This window comes from Jiangella sp. DSM 45060 (genome assembly GCF_900105175.1).
GTDB lineage: Bacteria > Actinomycetota > Actinomycetes > Jiangellales > Jiangellaceae > Jiangella.
On the sequence record NZ_LT629771.1, the window covers coordinates 6,819,978 to 6,839,503 of the forward strand.

The following is a 19,526-nucleotide window of genomic DNA, read 5'->3' on the forward strand; positions in this document are numbered from 1 at the left end:
GTCCGCGATGGGAATCTGTCGGTGCGGACGACTAGGGTTCGCAAGGTGTCGTCGCTCGCTCTGTATCGCACCTATCGGCCAGGCCGGTTCGCTGACGTGGTCGGGCAGGAGCATGTCACCGTCCCGCTGATGCGAGCGCTGGCCAACGACCGCGTCCACCACGCCTACCTGTTCTCCGGCCCGCGCGGCTGCGGCAAGACGTCGTCGGCGAGAATTCTGGCGCGGTCGCTGAACTGCGAGAAGGGCCCCACCGACGAGCCGTGCGGGCAGTGCCAGTCGTGCCTCGACCTCGCGCCGAACGGGTCCGGCAACATCGACGTCGTCGAGCTCGACGCCGCCACGCACGGGCTGGTCGACGACGCGCGCGACCTGCGCGAGAAGGCGCACTTCGCGCCGGTGTCGTCGCGGTTCAAGATCTACATCATCGACGAGGCGCACCAGCTCGGGCCGGGCGCGGCGAACGCGCTGCTCAAGCTCATCGAGGAGCCGCCTGCGCACCTCAAGTTCATCTTCGCCACCACGGCCCCCGACAAGATCATCGGCACCATCCGGTCGCGCACGCACCACTACCCGTTCCGGCTCATCCCGACGAAGACGCTGCAGCAGAACCTCGGCTGGATCTGCGAGCAGGAGGGCGTGCCCATCGAGCCCGCCGCGCTGGCACTGGTCGCCCGGGCCGGCGCCGGGTCCGCGCGCGACGCCCAGTCGATCCTGGGCCAGCTCATCGCCGGTGCGGGCGACGACGGCGTGACGTACGACCTCGCGGTGGCGCTGCTGGGGTTCACCGACGCCGCCATGCTCGACCAGGTCGTCGAGGCCGTGTCGGCGAGCGACGGGCGATCCGTCTACGCCGCGGTCGACCAGGTGATGGACGCCGGGCACGACCCGCGCCGGTTCCTCACCGACCTGCTCGAGCGGTTCCGCGACCTCATCGTCCTGCGCGCCGCGCCCGACGCCGTCGCCGAGGGCCTGCTCGATCTCCCGCGCGAGCAGGCGGAGCGCATGGCCATCCAGGCGTCGCAGTTCGGGCCGTCCGACCTCGTCCGGCTCGCCGCCGTGGTCGACGAGGGCATCACGGCCATGAAGGGCGCCACGCCCACGCGGCTGCAGCTGGAACTGGTGTGCGCGCGGCTGCTGCTGCCCGGCGCCGACGACACCGTGTCCGGCGTCCAGGCCCGCCTCGACCGCGTCGAGCGACGGCTGACCGGTGGCGAGCCGCTGCCGCCGGCCGCCACGAAGGCCGACGCCGCTCCGGCACCGGCGCCGGCTCCGGTGGCCGAGGGGGCATCGGGGATGTCCAAGCGAGCGGCCGCGTTCGCCCGGGTCAGCCCGCCTGCCGAGGCGTCGACGACGACGGCTGCGGCTCCTCCTGCGGCGGCCGGAACCCCCGCCGCTGCGCCGGCGACGCCCGAGCAGGCACCGAGCACGCCGCCGGCGGAACCGCCCGCCGACGTCGCGCCGCCGGCGCCCGAGCCCGTCGCCGAGCCGGGGCCCGACCCCGAGCCGGCCGCGCCCGAACGGCCGACGGCGCCCCCGGCCGACCAGGCGCCGCCCACCCAGGCGCCGCCCACCCAGAGCCCGCCTGTGCCGGCCACGCCAGCCGAGCCGGCCGCACCGGCGGCTCCGTCTGCGCAGACCGCGCCACCGGCGCAGACGGCACCGCCTGCGCAGGCCGCCCCGCCCGCGCAGGCCGCGACACCACCGCAGGCCGCACCGCCCGAACCGGCCACCACGCCGCAGCCGATCCCGTCGGCAGGCGCGTCCGCGGCCTCGGGCGGCGTCGCCGACCTGCGCCGCATGTGGCCCGAGGTGCTGGTCCGGCTCAAGGAGATCAAGCGCACCCCGTGGAGCCTGATCTCCCAGGAGTCCGTCGTCTCCGACGTCTCCGACGGCGTGCTGACGCTGGCCTTTCGCCAGCCGACTTTGCGAGACACGTTCGCCCGCCGCGCGGACTTCCAGGAGAGCCTGCAGCAGGCCATCAAGGACGTCCTGCTGCTCGACCTTCGCATCGACGCCATCGTCGACCCGTCCGCGGACCCGTCGGCGCAGAACCGCGCCGCCGCGCCGTCCGCACCGGCCCGCCCCGCGCAGCCGGCGGCGTCCCCACCGGCGGCCGAGCCCGCCGCCCCTACACCGCCCGCCGGCCCGGCGCCCAGCGCCCCACCGGCCGACGCTGAGGCACCGGCACCTGAGGCGCCCGCCGCCCAGGGCCGGGCCGCCGCGGCCAAGGCGGCCGCCCGCCGCGTCCAGGAGCAGGGCGCCGCCACGGCACCCGCCACCGGAACCGCGCCCACCCACCGCCAGGCCACCGACGACGATGCCGACCCCGATGACGAAGATCTGGCCGACGACGGCGTGTCCGAGCGCGAACTGCTCGAACGGACCCTCGGGGCCACCGTCATCGCGGAGATCGAGCACGAGTGATCAGTTCGTCAACGCACCTGGTCAGATCGGGCCGGGTCGGTGACGTAGGCTCGCTGTGACCATGTGCCATGACAAGACCCCGCGTGGGTGAGGAGGCAGCCGTGTTTCCGCCTGGTTCCGAAGGCTTCGACATGAGCCAGCTGCTGCAGCAGGCCCAGCGCATGCAGGAGCAGCTCCTCTCCGCCCAGCAGGACCTCACCGAGGCCGAGGCCACCGGCAGCGCCGGCGGCGGACTGGTCCGGGCCACCGTCACCGGGGCCGGCGAGCTCACCGAGCTGCAGCTCGACCCGTCCGTCGTCGATCCCGAGGACGTCGAGACGCTCGCCGACCTCATCATCGCCGCGGTCCGCGACGCGCACGCCGAGATCCAGCGCCGCGCCAACGAGCAGCTGGGCTCGATCAACGACGACGTCGCCGGCCTGCTGGGTGGTGCGGGCGGCGCCGGCAACCCCCTGGCCGGTCTGTTCGGCGGCGGCGCGCCCGGTGGTGCCCCCGGCGGCGCCCCAGGCCCCGACACCGTGCGCGGCGAGATCGAGGGCGACGACCGCCCCGGCCAGGGCAACTGAGCCGAGTTCGTCATGTACGAGGGCGTCGTCCAGGACCTGATCGACGAGCTGGGCCGGTTACCAGGCGTCGGGCCGAAGAGCGCCCAGCGCATCGCGTTCCACCTGCTCGCCGCCGACGCCGACGACGTCCGGCGGCTGGTCGCGGCGCTCACCGAGGTCAAGGAGAAGGTCCGGTTCTGCACGGTGTGCGGCAACGTCGCGCAGCAGGAGCAGTGCCGCATCTGCCTCGATCCTCGCCGCGACCCGTCCGTCCTCTGCGTGGTCGAAGAGCCGAAGGACGTCGTGGCGATCGAGCGCACACGCGAGTTCCGCGGCCGCTACCACGTGCTGGGCGGCGCGATCAGCCCCATCGAGGGCGTGGGTCCCGACGATCTGCGGGTACGTGAACTGATGACGAGACTTGCCGACGACACCGTGCAAGAGATCATCCTGGCCACCGACCCCAACCTCGAAGGCGAGGCGACGGCGACGTATCTGGCCCGGATGATCAAGCCAATGGGCTTGCGCGTCACGCGGCTGGCCAGTGGACTGCCTGTGGGCGGTGATCTCGAGTACGCCGACGAGGTCACTCTGGGCCGCGCATTCGAAGGACGGAGACTGCTGGATGTCTAGCGCTGTTGTACGACCTGCCGACGACCCTGCCGCCGAGTACGGCGACTTCGCCGCGGAGATCGCCGACCAGATCGAGAGCTTCCTGCTGGCCGTCCGTGAGATCGCCCGCGGCAACGACCCCGGCAGCACGCTGTCGCTGCTGCTCCTCGAGGTCAGCCAGCTGTGCTTGGCCGGCGGCCGCCTCGGCGCCATCAGCGACGTCGTGCCGGACGAGCGGTTCGAGCCCGACGCGGGCCCCGACGCCGACGTCGACGAGCTGCGGCTGCGCATCGCCGCCCTGCTCGAGCCGGTCGACGGGTACGTCGAGGTCGTCGACCCCGTCGACCCCGAGCGCGGCGCCACCGGGTTCCGGCTCTCCGACGACCTCGCCAGCATCGCCCAGGACCTCCTGCACGGCCTGACGCACTACAAGGACGGACGGGTCATCGAGGCGCTGTGGTGGTGGCAGTTCTCCTACCTGTCCTCGTGGGGCTCGACGGCGGGCTCGGCGCTGCGGGCGCTGCACTCGCTGATCGCACACACCCGTCTCGATCACCACGACGAGCAGATCGAGGTCACGCAGGAGGAACTGCTCCCCGCGCAGGCCGAACTGTAGGCCGGAATCTGAACAACCCGTCCCGCGATCCGGACGTCTCGGGGCACAGCCACCGGGTCGCCTAGACTGCCATGGGCACGTGCTGGCTGTGGGAGGAGTGTGCCGTGGGGCTGGTTGTGCAGAAGTACGGGGGTTCCTCCGTCGCTGACGCCGCGGCCATCAAGCGGGTGGCGCAACGCATCGTCGCCACCAAGAAGGAGGGCCACGAGGTCGTCGTGGTCGTCTCCGCCATGGGCGACACGACGGACGAGCTGCTCGATCTCGCGCAGCAGGTCTCGCCGCTGCCACCGGCCCGCGAACTCGACATGCTGCTCACGTCCGGTGAGCGCATGTCCATGGCGCTGCTGGCCATGGCCATCGGCGACCTCGGCCACGAGGCCCGGTCGTTCACTGGCAGCCAGGCCGGCGTCATCACCGACTCCGTGCACGGGCGGGCCCGCATCATCGACGTCACGCCCGGCCGCATCCGCCAGGCGCTCGACGGCGGCGCCATCGCCATCGTGGCCGGCTTCCAGGGCGTCAGCCAGGACAGCAAGGACATCACGACGCTGGGCCGCGGCGGCTCCGACACCACGGCCGTCGCGCTGGCGGCGGCGCTGAACGCCGACGTGTGCGAGATCTACACCGACGTCGACGGCGTCTTCTCCGCCGACCCCCGCATCGTGCCGACCGCGCGCCGTCTCCCGACCATCACGTACGAAGAGATGCTCGAGATGGCCGCCTGCGGGGCGAAGATCCTGCACCTGCGCTGCGTCGAGTACGCGCGCCGCTACGGCATCCCGATTCACGTGCGATCCAGTTTCTCGACGCTCACCGGCACGTGGGTGTCCGATTCCGACGGAAGCGAGCAGGCCGACATGGAGCAGGCGATCATCTCCGGCGTCGCGCACGACCGCAGCGAGGCGAAGATCACGGTCGTGGGCGTGCCCGACAAGGTGGGCGAGGCGGCCACCATCTTCAGCTCGGTCGCCGCCGCCGACGTCAACATCGACATGATCGTGCAGAACGTCTCGGCCGTCGACACCAACCGCACGGACATCTCGTTCACGCTGCCGGCCAGCGATGGGCGCAAGGGCGTCGAGGCGCTGACGGCCATCCAGGGCACGGTCGGCTTCGAGTCGCTGCGCTACGACGACGGCATCGGCAAGGTGTCGCTGATCGGCGCCGGTATGCGCAGCCACCCGGGGGTCAGTGCGAAGTTCTTCAGCTCGCTGGCCGACGCCGGCGTGAACATCGAGATGATCTCGACGTCCGAGATCCGCATCTCTGTGGTGGTCCGCGCCGACGACGTCGACGCCGCGGTCACCGCACTCCACCGAGCCTTCGACCTCGATGCCACCCAGGTCGAGGCGGTCGTGTACGGGGGTACCGGGCGATGAGCGACAACCTTCCCACCCTCGCCGTCGTCGGTGCTACGGGCGCCGTCGGCACCGTCATGCGCGACATCCTCTCGACCCGCCAGAACGTCTGGGGCGAGATCCGGCTCATCGCGTCGGCCCGGTCGGCCGGCCGTCGGCTCACCGTCCGCGGCGAGGAGGTCGAGGTCCAGGAGCTGACGGCCGACGTCTTCGACGGCGTCGACGTCGCCATGTTCGACGTCCCCGACGAGGTGTCCGCCGAGTGGGCGGAGGTCGCCGTCGAGCGCGGCGTCGTCGTGGTCGACAACTCCGGCGCGTTCCGCATGGACCCCGACGTCCCACTGGTCGTGCCCGAGGTCAACGCGCGCATGGCTCGCAACCGGCCGCGCGGCATCATCGCGAACCCCAACTGCACAACGCTGTCGATGATCGTCGTACTGGGCGCGCTGCACGCCGAGCTGGGGCTGACGGCGCTCAACGCGTCGTCGTACCAGGCCGCGTCCGGCGCGGGTCAGGCCGGCATCGACACCCTGCACGACCAGCTCAACAAGGTCGCCGGCAACCGCGAGCTGGGCACCCACCCGGGCGACGTCCGTCGCGTCGTCGGCTCCGACCTCGGCCCGTTCCCGGCACCGCTCGCCCTGAACGTCGTTCCGTGGGCGGGGTCGCTGAAGAATGACGGCTGGAGCTCCGAGGAGCTGAAGATCCGCAACGAGTCGCGGAAGATCCTCGACCTCCCCGACCTCAAGGTCTCGGCCACCTGCGTCCGGGTGCCGGTCGTCACCACCCACTCGGTGGCCATGCACGCCACGTTCGAGAACGAGGTCACCACCGAGCGGGCCTGGGAGATCCTGCGCGACGCCCCCGGCGTCGTGCTCTACGACGACCCCGCCCGCGGCGAGTTCCCCACCCCGGCCGACGTCGTCGGCACCGACCCCACGTGGGTCGGCCGCATCCGCCGTTCGCTCGACGACCCGAACTCGCTCGATCTCTTCGTCTGCGGCGACAACCTGCGCAAGGGTGCGGCGCTCAACACCGCGCAGATCGCCGAGCTGCTGGCGGCCGAGCTCACCACGGCCTGAGGACTCCTCGGGCAGCTCCTCGGCCGCCTCGACGAGGTGACGTGCTCGGCGGAGCGCGGCGGTCACGCGCTGGTGGCTGACGTTCAGGGCGCCGCAGTGGGCGTCGTCCTTGACGGAGAGCAGCCTGCCCAGGTCGCGTGCCATGGCGTTCCGAGAGAGGTCAAGATCTCGACCGCGGGCCACGCCAGGTGATCGCGATTGGCTACAGAGAAACGGCGGCAGCTCGTTCGTCAACGTGAACGACGCCCTGTCGCACCAGCGAGCGAGAGCCAAACGGATCCCGTTCGGGACCCGACCCCGGGCTTGTGCTCACCATTCTGCGCACCTTCGAAGACTGCACGTCAGGCCGGCGGCCGCACCGCGGCGAGCGTGGCCGGGCCGCCGTTAGCCCACGTGCCGGTCAGGACGTGCTCGGCGGCGGGCTCGGCGCCGACCACGCGGACGACGACGAGGTCGAGGTCGCCGGTTCGCACGACGGTGGCCGGGCCGTCGTCGTGCGGGGTGAGCGGAGCGTCGGCGGGCAGAGCGGGGTCGGCTTCGCGTCCACTGCCCGTCACCCGGGCCGACGGCTCGCGCGGGACGAGTTCGCCGTCGACGTCGACCAGTTCCTCGGCCTGCGGCGCGCCCGTCAGGACGGCGCGGGTCAGTGCCGCGACCCAGACGGGGTCGGCGCAACCGTCGTAGACCCAGCGGGTGCCGAGGACGGAGTGCTCCATGGTGCCGAGGAGCGCGTGCTCGGCACCGGGCAGCGGGGCGCCGCGGTAGCTGAGCGGGACGTGCAGCACCGCGCCGCCGTCGGTGCGCAGCAGGTGTGCCTCGAGGCCGACCTCGCCGGCGGGGTCGTCGTACCGGTAGGCGCCGGCCGCCTCGAGCCCCGCGGCGCCGGCGGCCCACGGCCGGCCCGGCAGCCACGTCGCCAGCAGTTCCAGCTTGCTCGGCCGCAGCGTCGCGCGGTGGAGGAGCGCCATCGTCAGGCCAGCTTCGCCTTGACGGCGGCGGCGACCTTGCTGCCCTCGACCCGGCCCAGGACCTGCGGCTGCACCAGCTTCATCACCTTGCCCATGTCGCGCGGCGACTCGGCGCCGGTCTCGGCGACGGCGGCCGTGACGATGGCGTCGAGCTCGTCGTCGGTGAGCGGCTGCGGCAGGTACTCGGCGATGACGGCGGCCTCGGCCTCCTCGTTCTCGGCGCTGTCGTCGCGGCCACCGGTGCGGAACGCCTCGGCCGCCTCGCGCCGCCGCTTGACCTCACGGGTCAGCAGGGCCGTGACCTCGTCGTCCGTGAGCTCACGGGCGGCCGAGCCGGCCACCTCCTCGGTGCCGATGGCGGCGAGCACCATGCGCAGCGTGGCCTTGCGCACGTCGTCCTTGGCGCGCATCGCGGCGGTGAGGTCGGTACGGAGTCGGTCCTTGAGGGCTGCCATGCGCCTAGTCTGCCTCAGCTGCCGTGCGACGGCGGCAGCCCCGGCGCCGAGCACGGCGCGGGCGCGGCGGCCTCGTGCTCGTGCAGTTCGGCGGCCGGCGCGGTGGTCGGCGGTTCGGTGAGCGCCCGCGGCCGCAGCGTCATGGCCGCGACGGCGCCGACGGCGAGCAGACCGGCGCAGACGCCCATGGCGATGCGGTAGGCGTCGGTGAGCAGCTCGGGGTCTTCGTACGCCGCGCCGGACAGCCCGGCGATGGCGGGCAGCGCCGCGACGGCGAGCAGGCCGGCCGCGCGGGCGACGCCGTTGTTGACACCGCTGGCGACGCCGGCCAGGTGCTGCGGCGCCGACGCCATGACCGTCGCCGTCAGCGTCGGGACCAGCGTGGTGAGGCCGATGCCGAGCAGCGTGACGCCCGGCAGCACGTCGGTCAGGTAGTTGTCGCCGTCGCCGACCGCCACCAGCAGCACCACCCCGGCGGCGCCGCACAGCGAGCCGACGACCAGCGGCGGCCGGATGCCGAAGCGCTTCGCGAGGTCGGCCGACTTGCCGGAGAACAACAGCATGAGGATGGTCGTCGGGATGGTCGCGATGCCGGCCTCGAGCGGCGACCAGCCCAGCGTCACCTGCAGCTGGATGACGATGAAGAACATGACGCCGGACAGCCCGGCGTACACGGCGAACGTCATGAGGTTGATGCCGCTGAACGTGCGGTCGGAGAACAGCGACAGCGGGACCATCGGGTGCGCGGCGGTGCGCTCGCGGTAGAGGAACCCGGCCGCCGCCGCGACGGACAGCACGGCCATGCCGACGTTGAGCGCCGAGGCGCCGTCCTCGGGCCAGCTGATCAGCGCGTACGTGCTGGCCCCGAGCGCGACGGCGCCGAGAGCCGCCCCCGAGACGTCGAACTTGCCGCTGGCTTGCTCGTCGCGGCTCTCCGGGGCGCTGACGACGATCAGCCACACCGTGACGACCGCCAGCGGGACGTTGATGGCGAACACCCAGCGCCAGTCGTACTCCAGCAGCCAGCCGCCGAGCAGCGGGCCGAGCACGCCGGAGACGCCCGTGAGACCGGCCCACGTGCCGATGGCCCGCGGCCGGTCGTCGGGGTGCATGGTGGTCTGCAGGATGGCCAGCGCGCCGGGCGTCAGCAGCGCGCCGCCGATGCCCTGCAGCGCCCGCGCCGCGATGAGCACCTCCGCCGTCGGCGCCAACGCGCACAGCACCGACGCCGCCGTGAACCACACCACGCCGACCAGATAGATGCGCCGCCGGCCGAGCCGGTCGCCCAGCGAGCCGCCGAGCAGGATCAGCGCGGCCAGCGTCAACGTGTACGCGTTGACGGTCCACTGCAGCGCCGCCAGGCTCGCGTCGAGCTCACGCCCGATGGTCGGCAGCGCGACGTTGACCACGGTGCTGTCGAGGAACGCCATACCGGACCCGAGGGCCGTCGCGGCGAGCAGCGCGCGGCCGCGCGGAGTGGCGAGGCGTACACCGTCGGTCATGGTGAAGGAGCGTACCCGCGGGGTCCGACTGTGGGACTCTAGACACATGGTCGTGAAACGGGTGGCGCTCGGACTGGCGGCGACGGCCGCCGCCGGGCTCGTCTACTCGGCCGGGTACGAGGTGCGGTCCTACCGGCTGCGTCGCTTCGACGTCCCCGTCCTGGCGCCGGGCAGCCGCCCGTTGCGGGTGCTGCACCTGTCCGACCTCCACCTCACCCCCGGTCACCGCGGCCGGGCGGCCTGGGTGCGCAGGCTCGCGGCGCTCGAGCCTGACCTCGTCGTCAACACCGGCGACAACCTCGCGCACCGCGACGCGATCCCGACGGTGCTCGACGCGCTCGGGCCGCTGCTCGACGTGCCCGGGGTGTTCGTCTTCGGCTCCAACGACTACTTCGCGCCGCGCCCCAAGAACCCGGCGCGGTACCTGCTGCCGCTCGAGCGCATCCGCCACCAGAACGCCCGCGACCACGCCGACGCCGTCGACCTGCCGTGGAAGGAACTGCGCGACGAGCTCAGCTCGGCCGGCTGGCTCGACCTCACCAACACCTTCGGCTCCCTCACCGTCGACGGCCGCCGCCTCGCCTTCGCCGGCGTCGACGACCCGCACCTGAACCGCGACCGCCTCGGCGACGTCGCCGGGCCCGCGGCCGACGCCGACCTGGCGATCGGTGTGGCGCACGCGCCGTACCGGCGGGTCCTCGACGCCTTCCATCGTGACGGGTATCAGCTGCTGCTCGCCGGCCACACCCACGGCGGCCAGCTGTGCGTCCCCGGCTACGGCGCGCTGGTCACCAACTGCGACCTCGACACCGCCCGCGTCAAGGGCGTCTCACGGCACCCCCGGGTCGGCGGCGCCGGCGCCGCCTGGATGCACGTCTCCGCCGGCCTCGGCACGTCGCCGTACGCGCGGGTCCGGTTCGCCTGCCCGCCCGAGGCGACGTTGCTGACCCTGACCGGCGAGCGCTGACGCGAGCGGCCCGCCCGAGTGCTGAACCGGATTTCGCTCCGAGGTCTGGCTCGGATATGCTGGCTCAGCACTTCGGGGTGTGGCGCAGCTTGGTAGCGCGCTTCGTTCGGGACGAAGAGGTCGCAGGTTCAAATCCTGTCACCCCGACCAGCCATCATCGCAGCTCACGAGCCCTCTTCGGAGGGCTCTTCCGTTTCTCCGGGCTCGCTCTCGTCGGCCGGAGTCAGCGGAAAGTCAGCGAAGGCGTCCGTGAGGCGCGGGTCGAAGCCCAGCCGCGCGTGCGTGTACAGGTCGAGCGTGGTCGACGGGCGCTCGTGGCCCATGACGCGCTGGACGTCATTGACGGGCACGCCGTCGGACACCAGCCAAGTCGCGTACGAGTGGCGCAGGTCGTGGAAGCGCAGCCCGCCCGAGCAGCGGCGGGCGACCTCGTGTACAGCGTGCTGCTCCTTGGCGAACGTTGCCGTGTGCTCGTGCCCGGCGTCGTCGCGCCAGGTGGCTTCGAACTGGTCGACCGCCACTTGGGCGACCTCACCCAGCAGCCCGGCCCGCACGAGCGACGGGCGCCACACCCGAGCCCGGAACAGCGTCCGGCGCGGCGGTCCGCCGACCTCGTTGGTGAAGACCTCGCCGGCCGGACCGGGCGCAAAGGTGCCCTGGTGGTGACGCAGCGCCTCGACGACGAACGGCGGCAACGGGACCACGCGGCGGCCAGCGCGCGACTTCGGGAACGGCTTGCCCGTCACGGTGCCCGCGACCTCGACGGCGACGCGGACGACATGCACCTGGCGGGCGGCCAGGTCGACGGCGTTCCAGCGCAGCCCGACGCACTCGCCCCACCTCAACCCCGTCCCGCCGGCCACCGCCACCAGGGCCACATACCGGTCCGGAATCACGGGCAGCAGCTTGTGGAGGAACGCCTCGCGGGTGATGGTGCGCTCGTCGGTGTCCTTGCGCCGCCGCTTCGGGAGGCGGACACCCTCAGCCGGGTTGTACGCGATCACTCGGTCACGTACGGCCGACCGCAGGATCGACGACAGAAGCCGGTAGCACTCCCGCACGGTCGCGGCGGAGCGTCGCGCCGACAGCTCGGCGACCCATGCCTGAACGGACGAGTGATCGATCTTTGCCAGCGGGACCGTGGCCCAGCGCGGGACCACGTGCGTGCGCAGGATCGAACGGTCGCGGGCATCCGTGGTGATCTCGTGGCTGCGACCGGCGAGCCAGGTCGGCAGGTAGTCACCGAGCTTTACTCGGCCTGCGTGCGGGTCGACGTAGAACCCGCGGTTCCGGGTCGACTCGACCTCGGCGAGGAACCTCGACGCGTCGCGCTTGGTCGGAAACGTCTTGGCGCGCTGGCGGCCGGACGGATCGCGCCAGTTCGCCCGCCAGCTCCCGGCATCGGTCTTGACGATGTGGCCCATCAGAACAGCCCGCCTTGGCCGGGGAGCAGCGGTCCGGGTTCCGGATCGGGCTCGACGGTGACGTCCTCGAGCCAGTCGTGGAACGCCTGTTTGGGGATCACCCAGCGTCCGCCGAGCTTGCGCGCCGGGATGTCGCCGGACCGGACGAGGGCGTAGGTGCCGCCGAGGGCGAGGTTCAGCAGCTCCGCGACTTCGGCGACGGAGTAGACCAGGGCGTCGACGCGGGGTTGTTGTCCTGGCGGTCTGTGGGCGTCGAGGCGGATCACGTTGTCGGGCATGGCGGGGTTCCTTCCGGGGAGGACGGGTCGGTTGCCGAAACATCACCGGACGGTGGTCCGGTGGCTTGTTTGGCGGTGTCGTACTGCTCGCGCCAGCGGCGACGTTGCTCGATCGACTTCGCGATGGCCCACACGTAGGAGGGCGCGTCGGGGTCGCCGGGTCGGACCGGTGTCCAGATGTAGCGGGGTTTGCCGTCCGGTGCGGTGGCGGTGGCCGAGAGCTGGTCGTGGTCGTCCATCTCGATGCCTGCTTCGGCGAGGGCGGCGCGGACGACGGCGGCCCGGTCGGCGCGGTGCTCGGTCAGGGTCTTGCCGGTCCACTTGCGTGAGACGAGGACGCGGCGGCCGCCGAGCCCGAGGTGGTCGCGGTCGTGCGCCTTGGACGGGCAGCGGCCGGGTTCCATGCCGGGCTTGGCGTTCTTCGGCTGGGTGCCGTAGCGCAGCCAGTTCGCACACGTCGGCGAGCACGGGAGCCAGCGGACTTCCTCCGCGAGGCGGTCGATGTGGGCGCGGCGGGCGGCCGAGATGCGGTCCGGGTCGTCGATGTCGAGCGGTTCGGCGATGGACTTGGTCAGGTACTTCGTCAGGTAGCCGACGCGTCGGTCAGCGGCCGGCGTCCCGGCGAGGATGCCTTGCAGGTCGACCTGGACGCCGAAGCGCAGCACGTGCACAGGCTCCGGTTCCTCGCCGACGTCGAGACCGTCGCCGTTGTCGACGTAGTCCATGGCCTCGTCCCAGGTGGGTAGCATCCAGCCGCCGCTGTCGACGTAGCCGCCTTGCTCGTGGTCCCAGACGGGTCGGCTGTCGCGGTAGTGGTGGACGTGGTCGATGTCGGGCCACCAGACCTGGTGGTACGTGGCGGCCGCGACCTGCTTGATGAGCTGGCGCGGGATGGCTCCGCGGATGGCGGCGTGCAGGTGTGGGGCGAGGCGGCGTTGCGGTTCGACGGTGGCGAAGTACTGCACGTTGTAGCCGGTGGCGCGGCGCAGGTTCTGCCAGAACCGGTCGACGAGCTTGGGGAAGTGCATCGCGTCGAGCGCGGCGCGCCGGTAGTCGTACCGGTCCGGGTCGACCGGGACGCCCTCGTCGGTCACGCGCCCGTAGGACGGCATCGTGAGCGTGAGGAACATCGACGGCCGGTAGGTCTTGCCGTCCGGTGCCTCGAAGGTCCGCCCGACGGTGTGGCCCGAGACCGGCAGCCGAGGCAGGTCCGGCACGTCCTCACGCCGCCTGGTGGACCGTACGCGCCGTTCTGTCGCGTCATCCTCGTTTTCGGCCGTGGGCGCGTCGTCGTCGCCCTCAGCGGCGCCGGGGTCGTCGAGCTCGGGTTCGGTGTCGAGGTGCCAGCCCTCGCGGCACTGCTGCATCCGCAGACGGCGAGCCCGCTCCGCACAGGACGGGCAGATCGCCTCACGGGTCGCGCCACACGCGATCGTCACGGTCCGCACGTCTCCGGTCGTCGTGTCGGTCACCCGCGACAGGATCGGACGCACGCAGGCGCCGAGGAGGACGGCGGCGCTACGGACCAGCTCGTCGGACAGCGCCGGGCCGAGCACCATCACTGCCGCCCCGCCGGTCGCGGCGTGACCATGAACGCTGGCTCGTCGTCCTCCGGCCGGTACACGGGCAGCGGCCGGCGCAGCTCGGCGGGATCGACGGCCGGCGTGGCCTCCATCAGGCCATGCACGCAGTGGCACGCGTCCAGCGGTCCGATCACGCCGAAGCCGTCGCAGTCGATGCACACGATCCACACCGACCGCTCGTGCAGGCCGATGCAGCGCGGCGAGGCGCACCACCGGTAGCCGCACCAGATGCACACCTGGGCGAAGTTCAGCCGCAACGGCCGCAGCGTCGCCGCCATGGCTTGGGCGAGTGTCTGGGTCGTCATCGTGACCTCCGGGGATAGGGGATGACTCCATCCAGCACTCAACACGTTATAACAAGTAGAACGACTGGACAACACGGATTCCGACACGCCACGCTGACCGCCTGAGTTACGCGGGCGACCGCCCAGGTGGAAGACTTGTTCTGTCGAGTAGAGGGGAGGGCCTGTGGCGGACTTCAGGGGTCGCCCTGCCTACCTGCAGATCGCTGACGACATCCGCAGCCAGATCCTCGACGGCACGTTGCAGGCCGAGGACCGGTTGCCCAGCGAGGCCGACCTCATGGCCGACTACGGCGTCTCGCGCATCGTCGTGCGCAACGCCGTCGAAGTCCTCCGCTCCGAAGGACTCGTGGTCAAGCAGCAGGGACGCGGCAGCTTCGTCCGAGCCCAGCGGCCACAGCGCACCCGCGTCGTCGGCGACCTCTACAGCGAGCGTCCCGAGGCATCGCCATTCGCCGCGTCCGCCCGAGCCTCCGGCCAGGTGCCGGAGTGGGAGTACCAGACCCGCCGCACCACCGCCTCCAAGACCATCGCCGACCGGCTCGGCATCCAGGCAGGCGACCCAGTGATGCGCACCAGCTACCGGTTCTTCGCCGACGGCGAGCCGGCGATGCTCTCCACGTCGTTCGAGCCGCTGGCCATAACCGAGGGCACGCCGGTAGAGCAGCCCGAAGGCGGCCCCGTGACCGGCGTCGTGCCTCGGATGGACGCCATCGGCATCCACATCACCCACGTCGTCGAGGACGTCACCGGCCGGTCAGCACGGCCCTACGAGGCCGAAACATTGAAGGTTCCGGTCGGCGTGCCCATCCTCGCGATCGAACGCACCTACTACGCCAAGAGCCGGCCCATCGAGACCGCCGACATCGTCGTCTCCTCAGACCGCTACGTCCTGTCCTACCGGCTCCCCGTGCCGCCACGGACGGATCAGCCGACGCAATGAAGCCCGAGGATGTGCGCGACGATGTTGCCAGGCTGGCGGAACTGCTGGGTGAGGCTGTCACTCTGCTGGAACGCTACGGCGAGACTCGTTGGGCGAGCCTGCTCTCGGCTTCGAAGCGCGAACTTCTGGCTGGTGACGCTCACGGGCTGCTCCGCCTGCAGAACGCGTTCGGAGGCATGGGCAGTCTCAATGACCTGCTGATCATGGAAGCGAACGGTCATCCCGTTCAGCGCGACGACGAACGAAACGTCAACGAACGGCTGACCGCACTCCGCTCCGAGATTTCACAATTGGCGCGTAAGCCCAGTTTCGATGCCTGAGTCCATCACTATTCGGGCGCATCGCCGGACGGATGTCGACTGTTCCAATGCCCACGACTTACGTCGAGGTATAGTCCACGCGCCTCGTTCTACCCAGGAATCCCTTGGACGTGGAGTATCCAAGTCGGGGCAGCACTCGCAACGCCTTTTCCTCAAGGGCCTTGTTGCCCTCGACGGCAGCCTTGAGTCGCTGCCCGAGCGCTCCCTTCACACCATGCGGCAAGGGGTTGCCAAGCTTGTCAAGGGCAGTTAGAGCAAGGTCCACCGCGCTGGCGTTTCCGTTGCTGCCGGCGTGGAGGTCAATGAGGCCATAGACAATGGTTTCGATGAGCCTCTTCCGCGCGGCCGTATCGCGAATGTTCGCCTTTGCCCACAGGGTCACAACGGCCTGGCGTTGGTTGTTGTTCGTAGCTTGGGAGAAACGGCCGCTGAGAAGGTCGGCAAGCTCACCGTCGTCAGCGGTGTCAAGACCGATCGTCCGAAGGGTGAGGTCTGCGGGAACCTCGGCATCGGCCTTTGCGAGGTAGATGTCCAGGAAGGCGCGGTGCTGAGCCGGCGACCAAGTCCGCTGCGCTTGCCGTGCCGCTTCGGCGAACTCGGCCGAGACCGCCTTCTCGAACAGCAGCCGATCAAGGACGAGCGCAAGTTCGTCCTGCTCGGGTTGGATGATGTCGACCCACAGTGTCGCAGCATGGGCAGCCGCACCTCCGTAGTTGCGCACGACTTCGGCGACAGCCTGAGCGGTCGGGAGCGCCTTGACCGCGGCTTCCGGCCGTCCAGCCTCAGTGGCGAGAATGAGCGGGAGCTCGCACTTCCCGAAGTCATCGAGCCACGGACTCGCCCCAGCTTCGCTCAGGATTCCGTTTAATTGCTCGTCGCTGATCGAACCGGAAAGGGCTGCCAAGGCGGCGGCTCCACGTACGGCGACGTACTTGTACATCGCGTCGTCGCGACCCACTGGACTCAAGGACTGAGCGAGGGTGTCCTGGAGCGTGGAGGCAACAGCCTCGGCGACACGTGAGTTGTTGACGAACCCGGCGATGGCGAACCTATCTGTTTGGACCAAGAGGCCACTACGCGCGGCTGCCCCCTCTGGCTCGGTGATCAGATCCTCAATCTTCTCCAGAACGTCAGAGGTGAGGTCTGGCCGACGATCCTCGGGCAAGGCTGCGACGAGTGGGGCGAGTGCGTCGAGGGCGGCATTCGTCTCATCCTCTGCGGGCTGTTGCGACCACAACTTCGACACGAGATGTCTGAGCCAAACAGCGTGGATTGGACGGATAGCCTCCGGAGCGATGCCCTTCAGCCAAATCGGCCACAGAGCGAATACACGGCGATAGGCGGCGGGGAGTATGGCGGTTGCGAGTTCAGGCTGTGCGGTGGGCTCGCTGCGACCGATGAGGCTCTCCGCGACGTCTCGTGCCTCCTGAACATCGATCGCGAGCATGAAACGAAGTGTCTCGTGTTGAACGGGTGTCTCGCGCGAACCAGCCTCGTCCGCCAGCGCCACGAGCAGCACCCTCGGATGGTATGGCTCCTCCTCGGGCTCTGGGGTCGATGCCTGCCTTGCAGCGGTCGGTCTGGTCGACGCCTGGGCGGCAGCAGCTTCCTTCCGTTCCGCGACCCAAGCCTCATGTTCTTTCACTGCGGCGTTGGCCTGCGCTGCAACGGGTGTGCGAAGGATCGTCAGGATCTGAACCACGTCGTCATCGGGAGCGGCGAACAGGCGAGTCAGCGTGCTACTGGCCTCATCGGAAACCAGCAACGACGCGAGGTACGCCGACATTTCCGTTGACGCAGCGTCCAGAGCGACAAGCGCATCGTCCATGAGGAAGTCCGTCGACGCCTTCGAGTCGGGCGCGATAGTCGCTGCGACTACACGGCCGCGTAGAGCAGCCGCGCCCGCTTCGGATCCGGTCTTGGCGAGAGTCCAGGCGCTGACGACGGTGTCCTCGTCGAGGACACCGGTGGCGTCGTCGTGGAGGACGCAGATCGCCTCTATTACGGCATCAACGACGTGCTTGATCGGAAGAGTGGGGACCGCCTCGATGAGCAGTAGGAAGGAACGTGCAGCGTTCGGTCCGGCCACGCCACTACCCGTTCGGATCTGTTGCGCCAGTAGTTCGAGTGCAGCCTGTCGTTCCGCCTCGCCTAGACCTTCGACACGACGGCGGAGGCTCGAGATGTCGCCGTCCTCCGCCGCCTGCTCGATGGCGAGTGCAAGTTCGCCGTCGAGACCAAACACCGTTCCGGTGCTCTGCATGTAAATCAGGTCTCGGGAAGGTCCACTGACTTGGCGCGTGCGACTCAGGTAGTTGAGCAGTTGCTTGTTGTGCGCCTTGACCGTCGGCTCGACCCGCTCGGCCTCCTCTTCGCCTGCTTCGTTCCCAGAAGGGAGGACAGTGGCGGGAGGAGCGCCATCCAACGCGTACGCCCGCGCCAGTTCCCGCGCACGATCGGAAACTCCCGAAGGGAATTCGGTTGCATTGTCACGAATAAGCTGGAGCACAAGGCTCGGGAGCTTCGCATCCACTTCCAAATGCCTGGCGAAGAGTGGGAACTCGACGCGCAAACAAACCAGGCGCGCGATGGCGGCCGCGCTGTCGCGTGGACTTTCCGACAGAAGACCCGCCCGATGACGCTCCTCAGCTAGTCGGTAGGTGAGCGCGAAGGTGTTCAGCAGATGTTTGACGCGCCGTGGGCTCGTCACATGAGTCGGCACCAGCACCGAGAGCACGTACTCGGTGTTGATCTCACCCCATACACCACCACGACCACCGACCAGTGTGTTCGCATACTTACTGACACTTTGGCTCAAGAGGGGCGGAAGGCTGACCTGATACTGGAAGACCTTGTCGAGGTAGGCACTGCCCGTACTGTAGTAGGGATTTGCCTCGTTGACGGGCGTCTCCTGCTTCGCGGCTCGCGTGAGTGCCTCTTCCAATACGTTCTGATCTGCCGCGATGATGAAAACGCAAGGCTCGATGCCGAGGAAGGTGCGCACCGTGTCGAGCGTCGCGACTACCTCGGTGGCCGAACATCGGTCCAGTTCGTCAACGAAGACCACCATTCGCTTCGCTCCGGTGTCTGAGACGAGGTCGCGAAAGAGTTGCTCGAACTGTTCGTCACTCTCCGGCTTGGCGAGACTTCGGTCGACGCTGAATGTCTTGCTCGCCAAAGTGATCAAGGCGGCGAGTAATGTCGCGGGAAGCAGACCCGCGAGAATGGCCTGCTTCGACAGGGATCGGAACGAGGGCCGGAAATCGCCCTGTTGAACGGCAGCGACGATCGCGACGATTGCACCAAGGATAAGAGTCAGTCCGACCATAAGGAGCGCAAAAACCCCGAGAAGCTTTAAGATCGTCGACGGAGGGACGCTGATGTCGGTCTTCGTACGCCCGCTGTACAGGTCGGCGTGGTACTTGCTGTCTTTACGGTCGAGGCCATTAGCGACCGCGCTAATGAAGTTGCGGCGCAGGGGCACATCGGCGTACTTGAACGCGTCGAAGCGGACGAAGCGTACCCCGTTCTTGCCATCGATTTTTCTTCGCAGCAGGTTCGCGACCCCGCTCTTACCAGAACCCCATGGGCCATAGAGCGCGACGTTCGAAGGCGTGTTGACCGATGTCACCAGCGCCGCGAGCTGGTCCACGATGCCTTCGTGGGCAAGGCGGTCATCTTCGACGGCGGCAAGCTCCCGGTCGTCGACGAGGTCACCAGGATGGAGCTTGACCGCTCCGGCATTGCCAGCCGCTCCTCGTGCCATTTGGTGTGCTCCGTCAGTAGGTCTCAGTAGGACTAGCCTCGACATGACATGGTTACCGGCCCTGATGAGTGGATACCGGGCATGTGTTGCGCCATATGCTAAGCGCTCGCCAATGGCCGCAATCTACCGCCGAATGAGCGGATCGGCCAATGGAAGCGAACCTAGGTTGTACTGCCCCGATCGAAGCTGCGCGCAGGCGAAGGAACTCGGCCGCGACCAGCGAGACCGAGCGCATCTCACGCTACGATCCGAGCGTTGACGTGCCAAGGTGTCCAGCATGGGGCTGCCACGATGCCGAGCAGCCCAAAACGCGACAACGACTCCGCGCCGCGCATTGCTGGATTGAGCTATTGAGGATCAAGGCGGCGCGCTCCGCGCGCC

General features: G+C 69.7%; 17 protein-coding genes and 1 tRNA gene. 10 read left to right on the forward strand and 8 right to left on the reverse strand.

What is annotated here, in order from left to right; all coding sequences use genetic code 11:
* The first annotated feature begins 45 nt into the window (after positions 1-45).
* The 6 genes from BLU82_RS30810 (at position 46) to BLU82_RS30835 (ending at position 6,637) form a co-directional block, all read left to right on the forward strand.
* Positions 46-2,424: a DNA polymerase III subunit gamma and tau gene (locus BLU82_RS30810; protein WP_092624655.1), complete on the forward strand. Its 2,379-nt coding sequence runs from the start codon at positions 46-48 to the stop codon at positions 2,422-2,424.
* Between the two features lie 131 nt (positions 2,425-2,555).
* Positions 2,556-2,990 (forward strand): YbaB/EbfC family nucleoid-associated protein, encoded by a 435-nt coding sequence (locus BLU82_RS30815; RefSeq protein ID WP_231947620.1) that lies wholly within the window; start codon positions 2,556-2,558, stop codon positions 2,988-2,990.
* Positions 2,991-3,002: 12 nt separating this feature from the next.
* A complete protein-coding gene (gene recR, locus BLU82_RS30820) occupies positions 3,003-3,602 on the forward strand; it encodes a recombination mediator RecR (RefSeq protein ID WP_069110126.1) in 600 nt (199 codons plus the stop codon).
* Positions 3,595-4,197: a DUF5063 domain-containing protein gene (locus BLU82_RS30825; RefSeq protein WP_069110125.1), complete on the forward strand. Its 603-nt coding sequence runs from the start codon at positions 3,595-3,597 to the stop codon at positions 4,195-4,197. Before recR ends, BLU82_RS30825 begins: the two co-directional genes overlap by 8 nt.
* A 104-nt stretch (positions 4,198-4,301) precedes the next feature.
* A complete protein-coding gene (locus tag BLU82_RS30830) occupies positions 4,302-5,576 on the forward strand; it encodes an aspartate kinase (protein ID WP_092624657.1) in 1,275 nt (424 codons plus the stop codon).
* Positions 5,573-6,637 (forward strand): aspartate-semialdehyde dehydrogenase, encoded by a 1,065-nt coding sequence (locus BLU82_RS30835; RefSeq protein ID WP_092624658.1) that lies wholly within the window; start codon positions 5,573-5,575, stop codon positions 6,635-6,637. The genes BLU82_RS30830 and BLU82_RS30835 overlap by 4 nt, the downstream gene beginning before the upstream one ends.
* A 341-nt stretch (positions 6,638-6,978) precedes the next feature.
* Here BLU82_RS30835 and BLU82_RS30840 read toward each other — a convergent pair whose 3' ends face one another.
* From BLU82_RS30840 to BLU82_RS30850, 3 genes are read right to left on the reverse strand one after another with little or no spacing between them, the layout of a single operon-like run.
* The gene (locus BLU82_RS30840) at positions 6,979-7,605 is read right to left on the reverse strand and encodes a hypothetical protein (protein WP_092624659.1); all 627 of its coding nucleotides are present in this window, start codon (positions 7,603-7,605) and stop codon (positions 6,979-6,981) included.
* Between the two features lie 2 nt (positions 7,606-7,607).
* A complete protein-coding gene (locus tag BLU82_RS30845) occupies positions 7,608-8,060 on the reverse strand; it encodes a GatB/YqeY domain-containing protein (protein ID WP_092624660.1) in 453 nt (150 codons plus the stop codon).
* Positions 8,061-8,074: 14 nt separating this feature from the next.
* Positions 8,075-9,562 (reverse strand): MFS transporter, encoded by a 1,488-nt coding sequence (locus BLU82_RS30850; protein WP_172885737.1) that lies wholly within the window; start codon positions 9,560-9,562, stop codon positions 8,075-8,077.
* A 46-nt stretch (positions 9,563-9,608) separates the two neighbouring features.
* On the opposite strand from BLU82_RS30850, the gene BLU82_RS30855 reads away from it, so the two are divergent.
* On the forward strand, positions 9,609-10,529 hold the full coding sequence (locus BLU82_RS30855; RefSeq protein WP_092624662.1) for a metallophosphoesterase: 921 nt from the start codon (positions 9,609-9,611) through the stop codon (positions 10,527-10,529).
* Between the two features lie 73 nt (positions 10,530-10,602).
* A tRNA-Pro gene (locus BLU82_RS30860) sits at positions 10,603-10,679 on the forward strand.
* A gap of 14 nt (positions 10,680-10,693) precedes the next feature.
* Here the strand turns inward: BLU82_RS30860 and BLU82_RS30865 are convergent.
* Genes BLU82_RS30865 through BLU82_RS30880 form a run of 4 tightly spaced genes read right to left on the reverse strand, consistent with a single transcriptional unit; the run spans position 10,694 to position 14,119 of the window.
* Positions 10,694-11,953 (reverse strand): site-specific integrase, encoded by a 1,260-nt coding sequence (locus BLU82_RS30865; RefSeq protein WP_092624663.1) that lies wholly within the window; start codon positions 11,951-11,953, stop codon positions 10,694-10,696.
* Positions 11,953-12,231: a helix-turn-helix domain-containing protein gene (locus BLU82_RS30870; protein WP_092624664.1), complete on the reverse strand. Its 279-nt coding sequence runs from the start codon at positions 12,229-12,231 to the stop codon at positions 11,953-11,955. Before BLU82_RS30870 ends, BLU82_RS30865 begins: the two co-directional genes overlap by 1 nt.
* Positions 12,216-13,790 carry a replication initiator gene (locus BLU82_RS30875; protein ID WP_092624665.1) on the reverse strand — a complete coding sequence of 525 codons (1,575 nt, stop codon included), beginning with the start codon at positions 13,788-13,790 and terminating at the stop codon, positions 12,216-12,218. The genes BLU82_RS30870 and BLU82_RS30875 overlap by 16 nt, the downstream gene beginning before the upstream one ends.
* The gene (locus BLU82_RS30880) at positions 13,790-14,119 is read right to left on the reverse strand and encodes a hypothetical protein (RefSeq protein WP_157741373.1); all 330 of its coding nucleotides are present in this window, start codon (positions 14,117-14,119) and stop codon (positions 13,790-13,792) included. Before BLU82_RS30880 ends, BLU82_RS30875 begins: the two co-directional genes overlap by 1 nt.
* A 163-nt stretch (positions 14,120-14,282) precedes the next feature.
* Here BLU82_RS30880 and BLU82_RS30885 point away from each other — a divergent pair, with 163 nt between their 5' ends.
* Entirely contained in the window at positions 14,283-15,059 is a 777-nt protein-coding gene (locus BLU82_RS30885) for a GntR family transcriptional regulator (protein WP_092624667.1), read from the forward strand.
* The gene (locus BLU82_RS34545; RefSeq protein WP_157741374.1) at positions 15,056-15,379 is read left to right on the forward strand and encodes a hypothetical protein; all 324 of its coding nucleotides are present in this window, start codon (positions 15,056-15,058) and stop codon (positions 15,377-15,379) included. The genes BLU82_RS30885 and BLU82_RS34545 overlap by 4 nt, the downstream gene beginning before the upstream one ends.
* A gap of 58 nt (positions 15,380-15,437) precedes the next feature.
* On the opposite strand, the gene BLU82_RS30895 is transcribed toward BLU82_RS34545, so the two are convergent.
* On the reverse strand, positions 15,438-19,145 hold the full coding sequence (locus tag BLU82_RS30895; protein WP_157741375.1) for a P-loop NTPase fold protein: 3,708 nt from the start codon (positions 19,143-19,145) through the stop codon (positions 15,438-15,440).
* Positions 19,146-19,526: the final 381 nt, after the last annotated feature.

Bases quoted from the DNA above. Each gene is read 5' to 3' on its own strand.
- BLU82_RS34545 (WP_157741374.1), top strand. From the start codon at position 15,056: ATGAAGCCCGAGGATGTGCGCGACGATGTTGCCAGGCTGGCGGAACTG.
- BLU82_RS30865 (WP_092624663.1), bottom strand. From the start codon at position 11,953: ATGGGCCACATCGTCAAGACCGATGCCGGGAGCTGGCGGGCGAACTGG.
- BLU82_RS30835 (WP_092624658.1), top strand. From the start codon at position 5,573: ATGAGCGACAACCTTCCCACCCTCGCCGTCGTCGGTGCTACGGGCGCC.
- BLU82_RS30840 (WP_092624659.1), bottom strand. From the start codon at position 7,605: ATGGCGCTCCTCCACCGCGCGACGCTGCGGCCGAGCAAGCTGGAACTG.
- BLU82_RS30850 (WP_172885737.1), bottom strand. From the start codon at position 9,562: ATGACCGACGGTGTACGCCTCGCCACTCCGCGCGGCCGCGCGCTGCTC.
- recR (WP_069110126.1), top strand. From the start codon at position 3,003: ATGTACGAGGGCGTCGTCCAGGACCTGATCGACGAGCTGGGCCGGTTA.
- BLU82_RS30845 (WP_092624660.1), bottom strand. From the start codon at position 8,060: ATGGCAGCCCTCAAGGACCGACTCCGTACCGACCTCACCGCCGCGATG.
- BLU82_RS30895 (WP_157741375.1), bottom strand. From the start codon at position 19,145: ATGGCACGAGGAGCGGCTGGCAATGCCGGAGCGGTCAAGCTCCATCCT.
- BLU82_RS30855 (WP_092624662.1), top strand. From the start codon at position 9,609: ATGGTCGTGAAACGGGTGGCGCTCGGACTGGCGGCGACGGCCGCCGCC.
- BLU82_RS30880 (WP_157741373.1), bottom strand. From the start codon at position 14,119: ATGACGACCCAGACACTCGCCCAAGCCATGGCGGCGACGCTGCGGCCG.
- BLU82_RS30815 (WP_231947620.1), top strand. From the start codon at position 2,556: ATGAGCCAGCTGCTGCAGCAGGCCCAGCGCATGCAGGAGCAGCTCCTC.
- BLU82_RS30825 (WP_069110125.1), top strand. From the start codon at position 3,595: ATGTCTAGCGCTGTTGTACGACCTGCCGACGACCCTGCCGCCGAGTAC.
- BLU82_RS30870 (WP_092624664.1), bottom strand. From the start codon at position 12,231: ATGCCCGACAACGTGATCCGCCTCGACGCCCACAGACCGCCAGGACAA.
- BLU82_RS30875 (WP_092624665.1), bottom strand. From the start codon at position 13,790: ATGGTGCTCGGCCCGGCGCTGTCCGACGAGCTGGTCCGTAGCGCCGCC.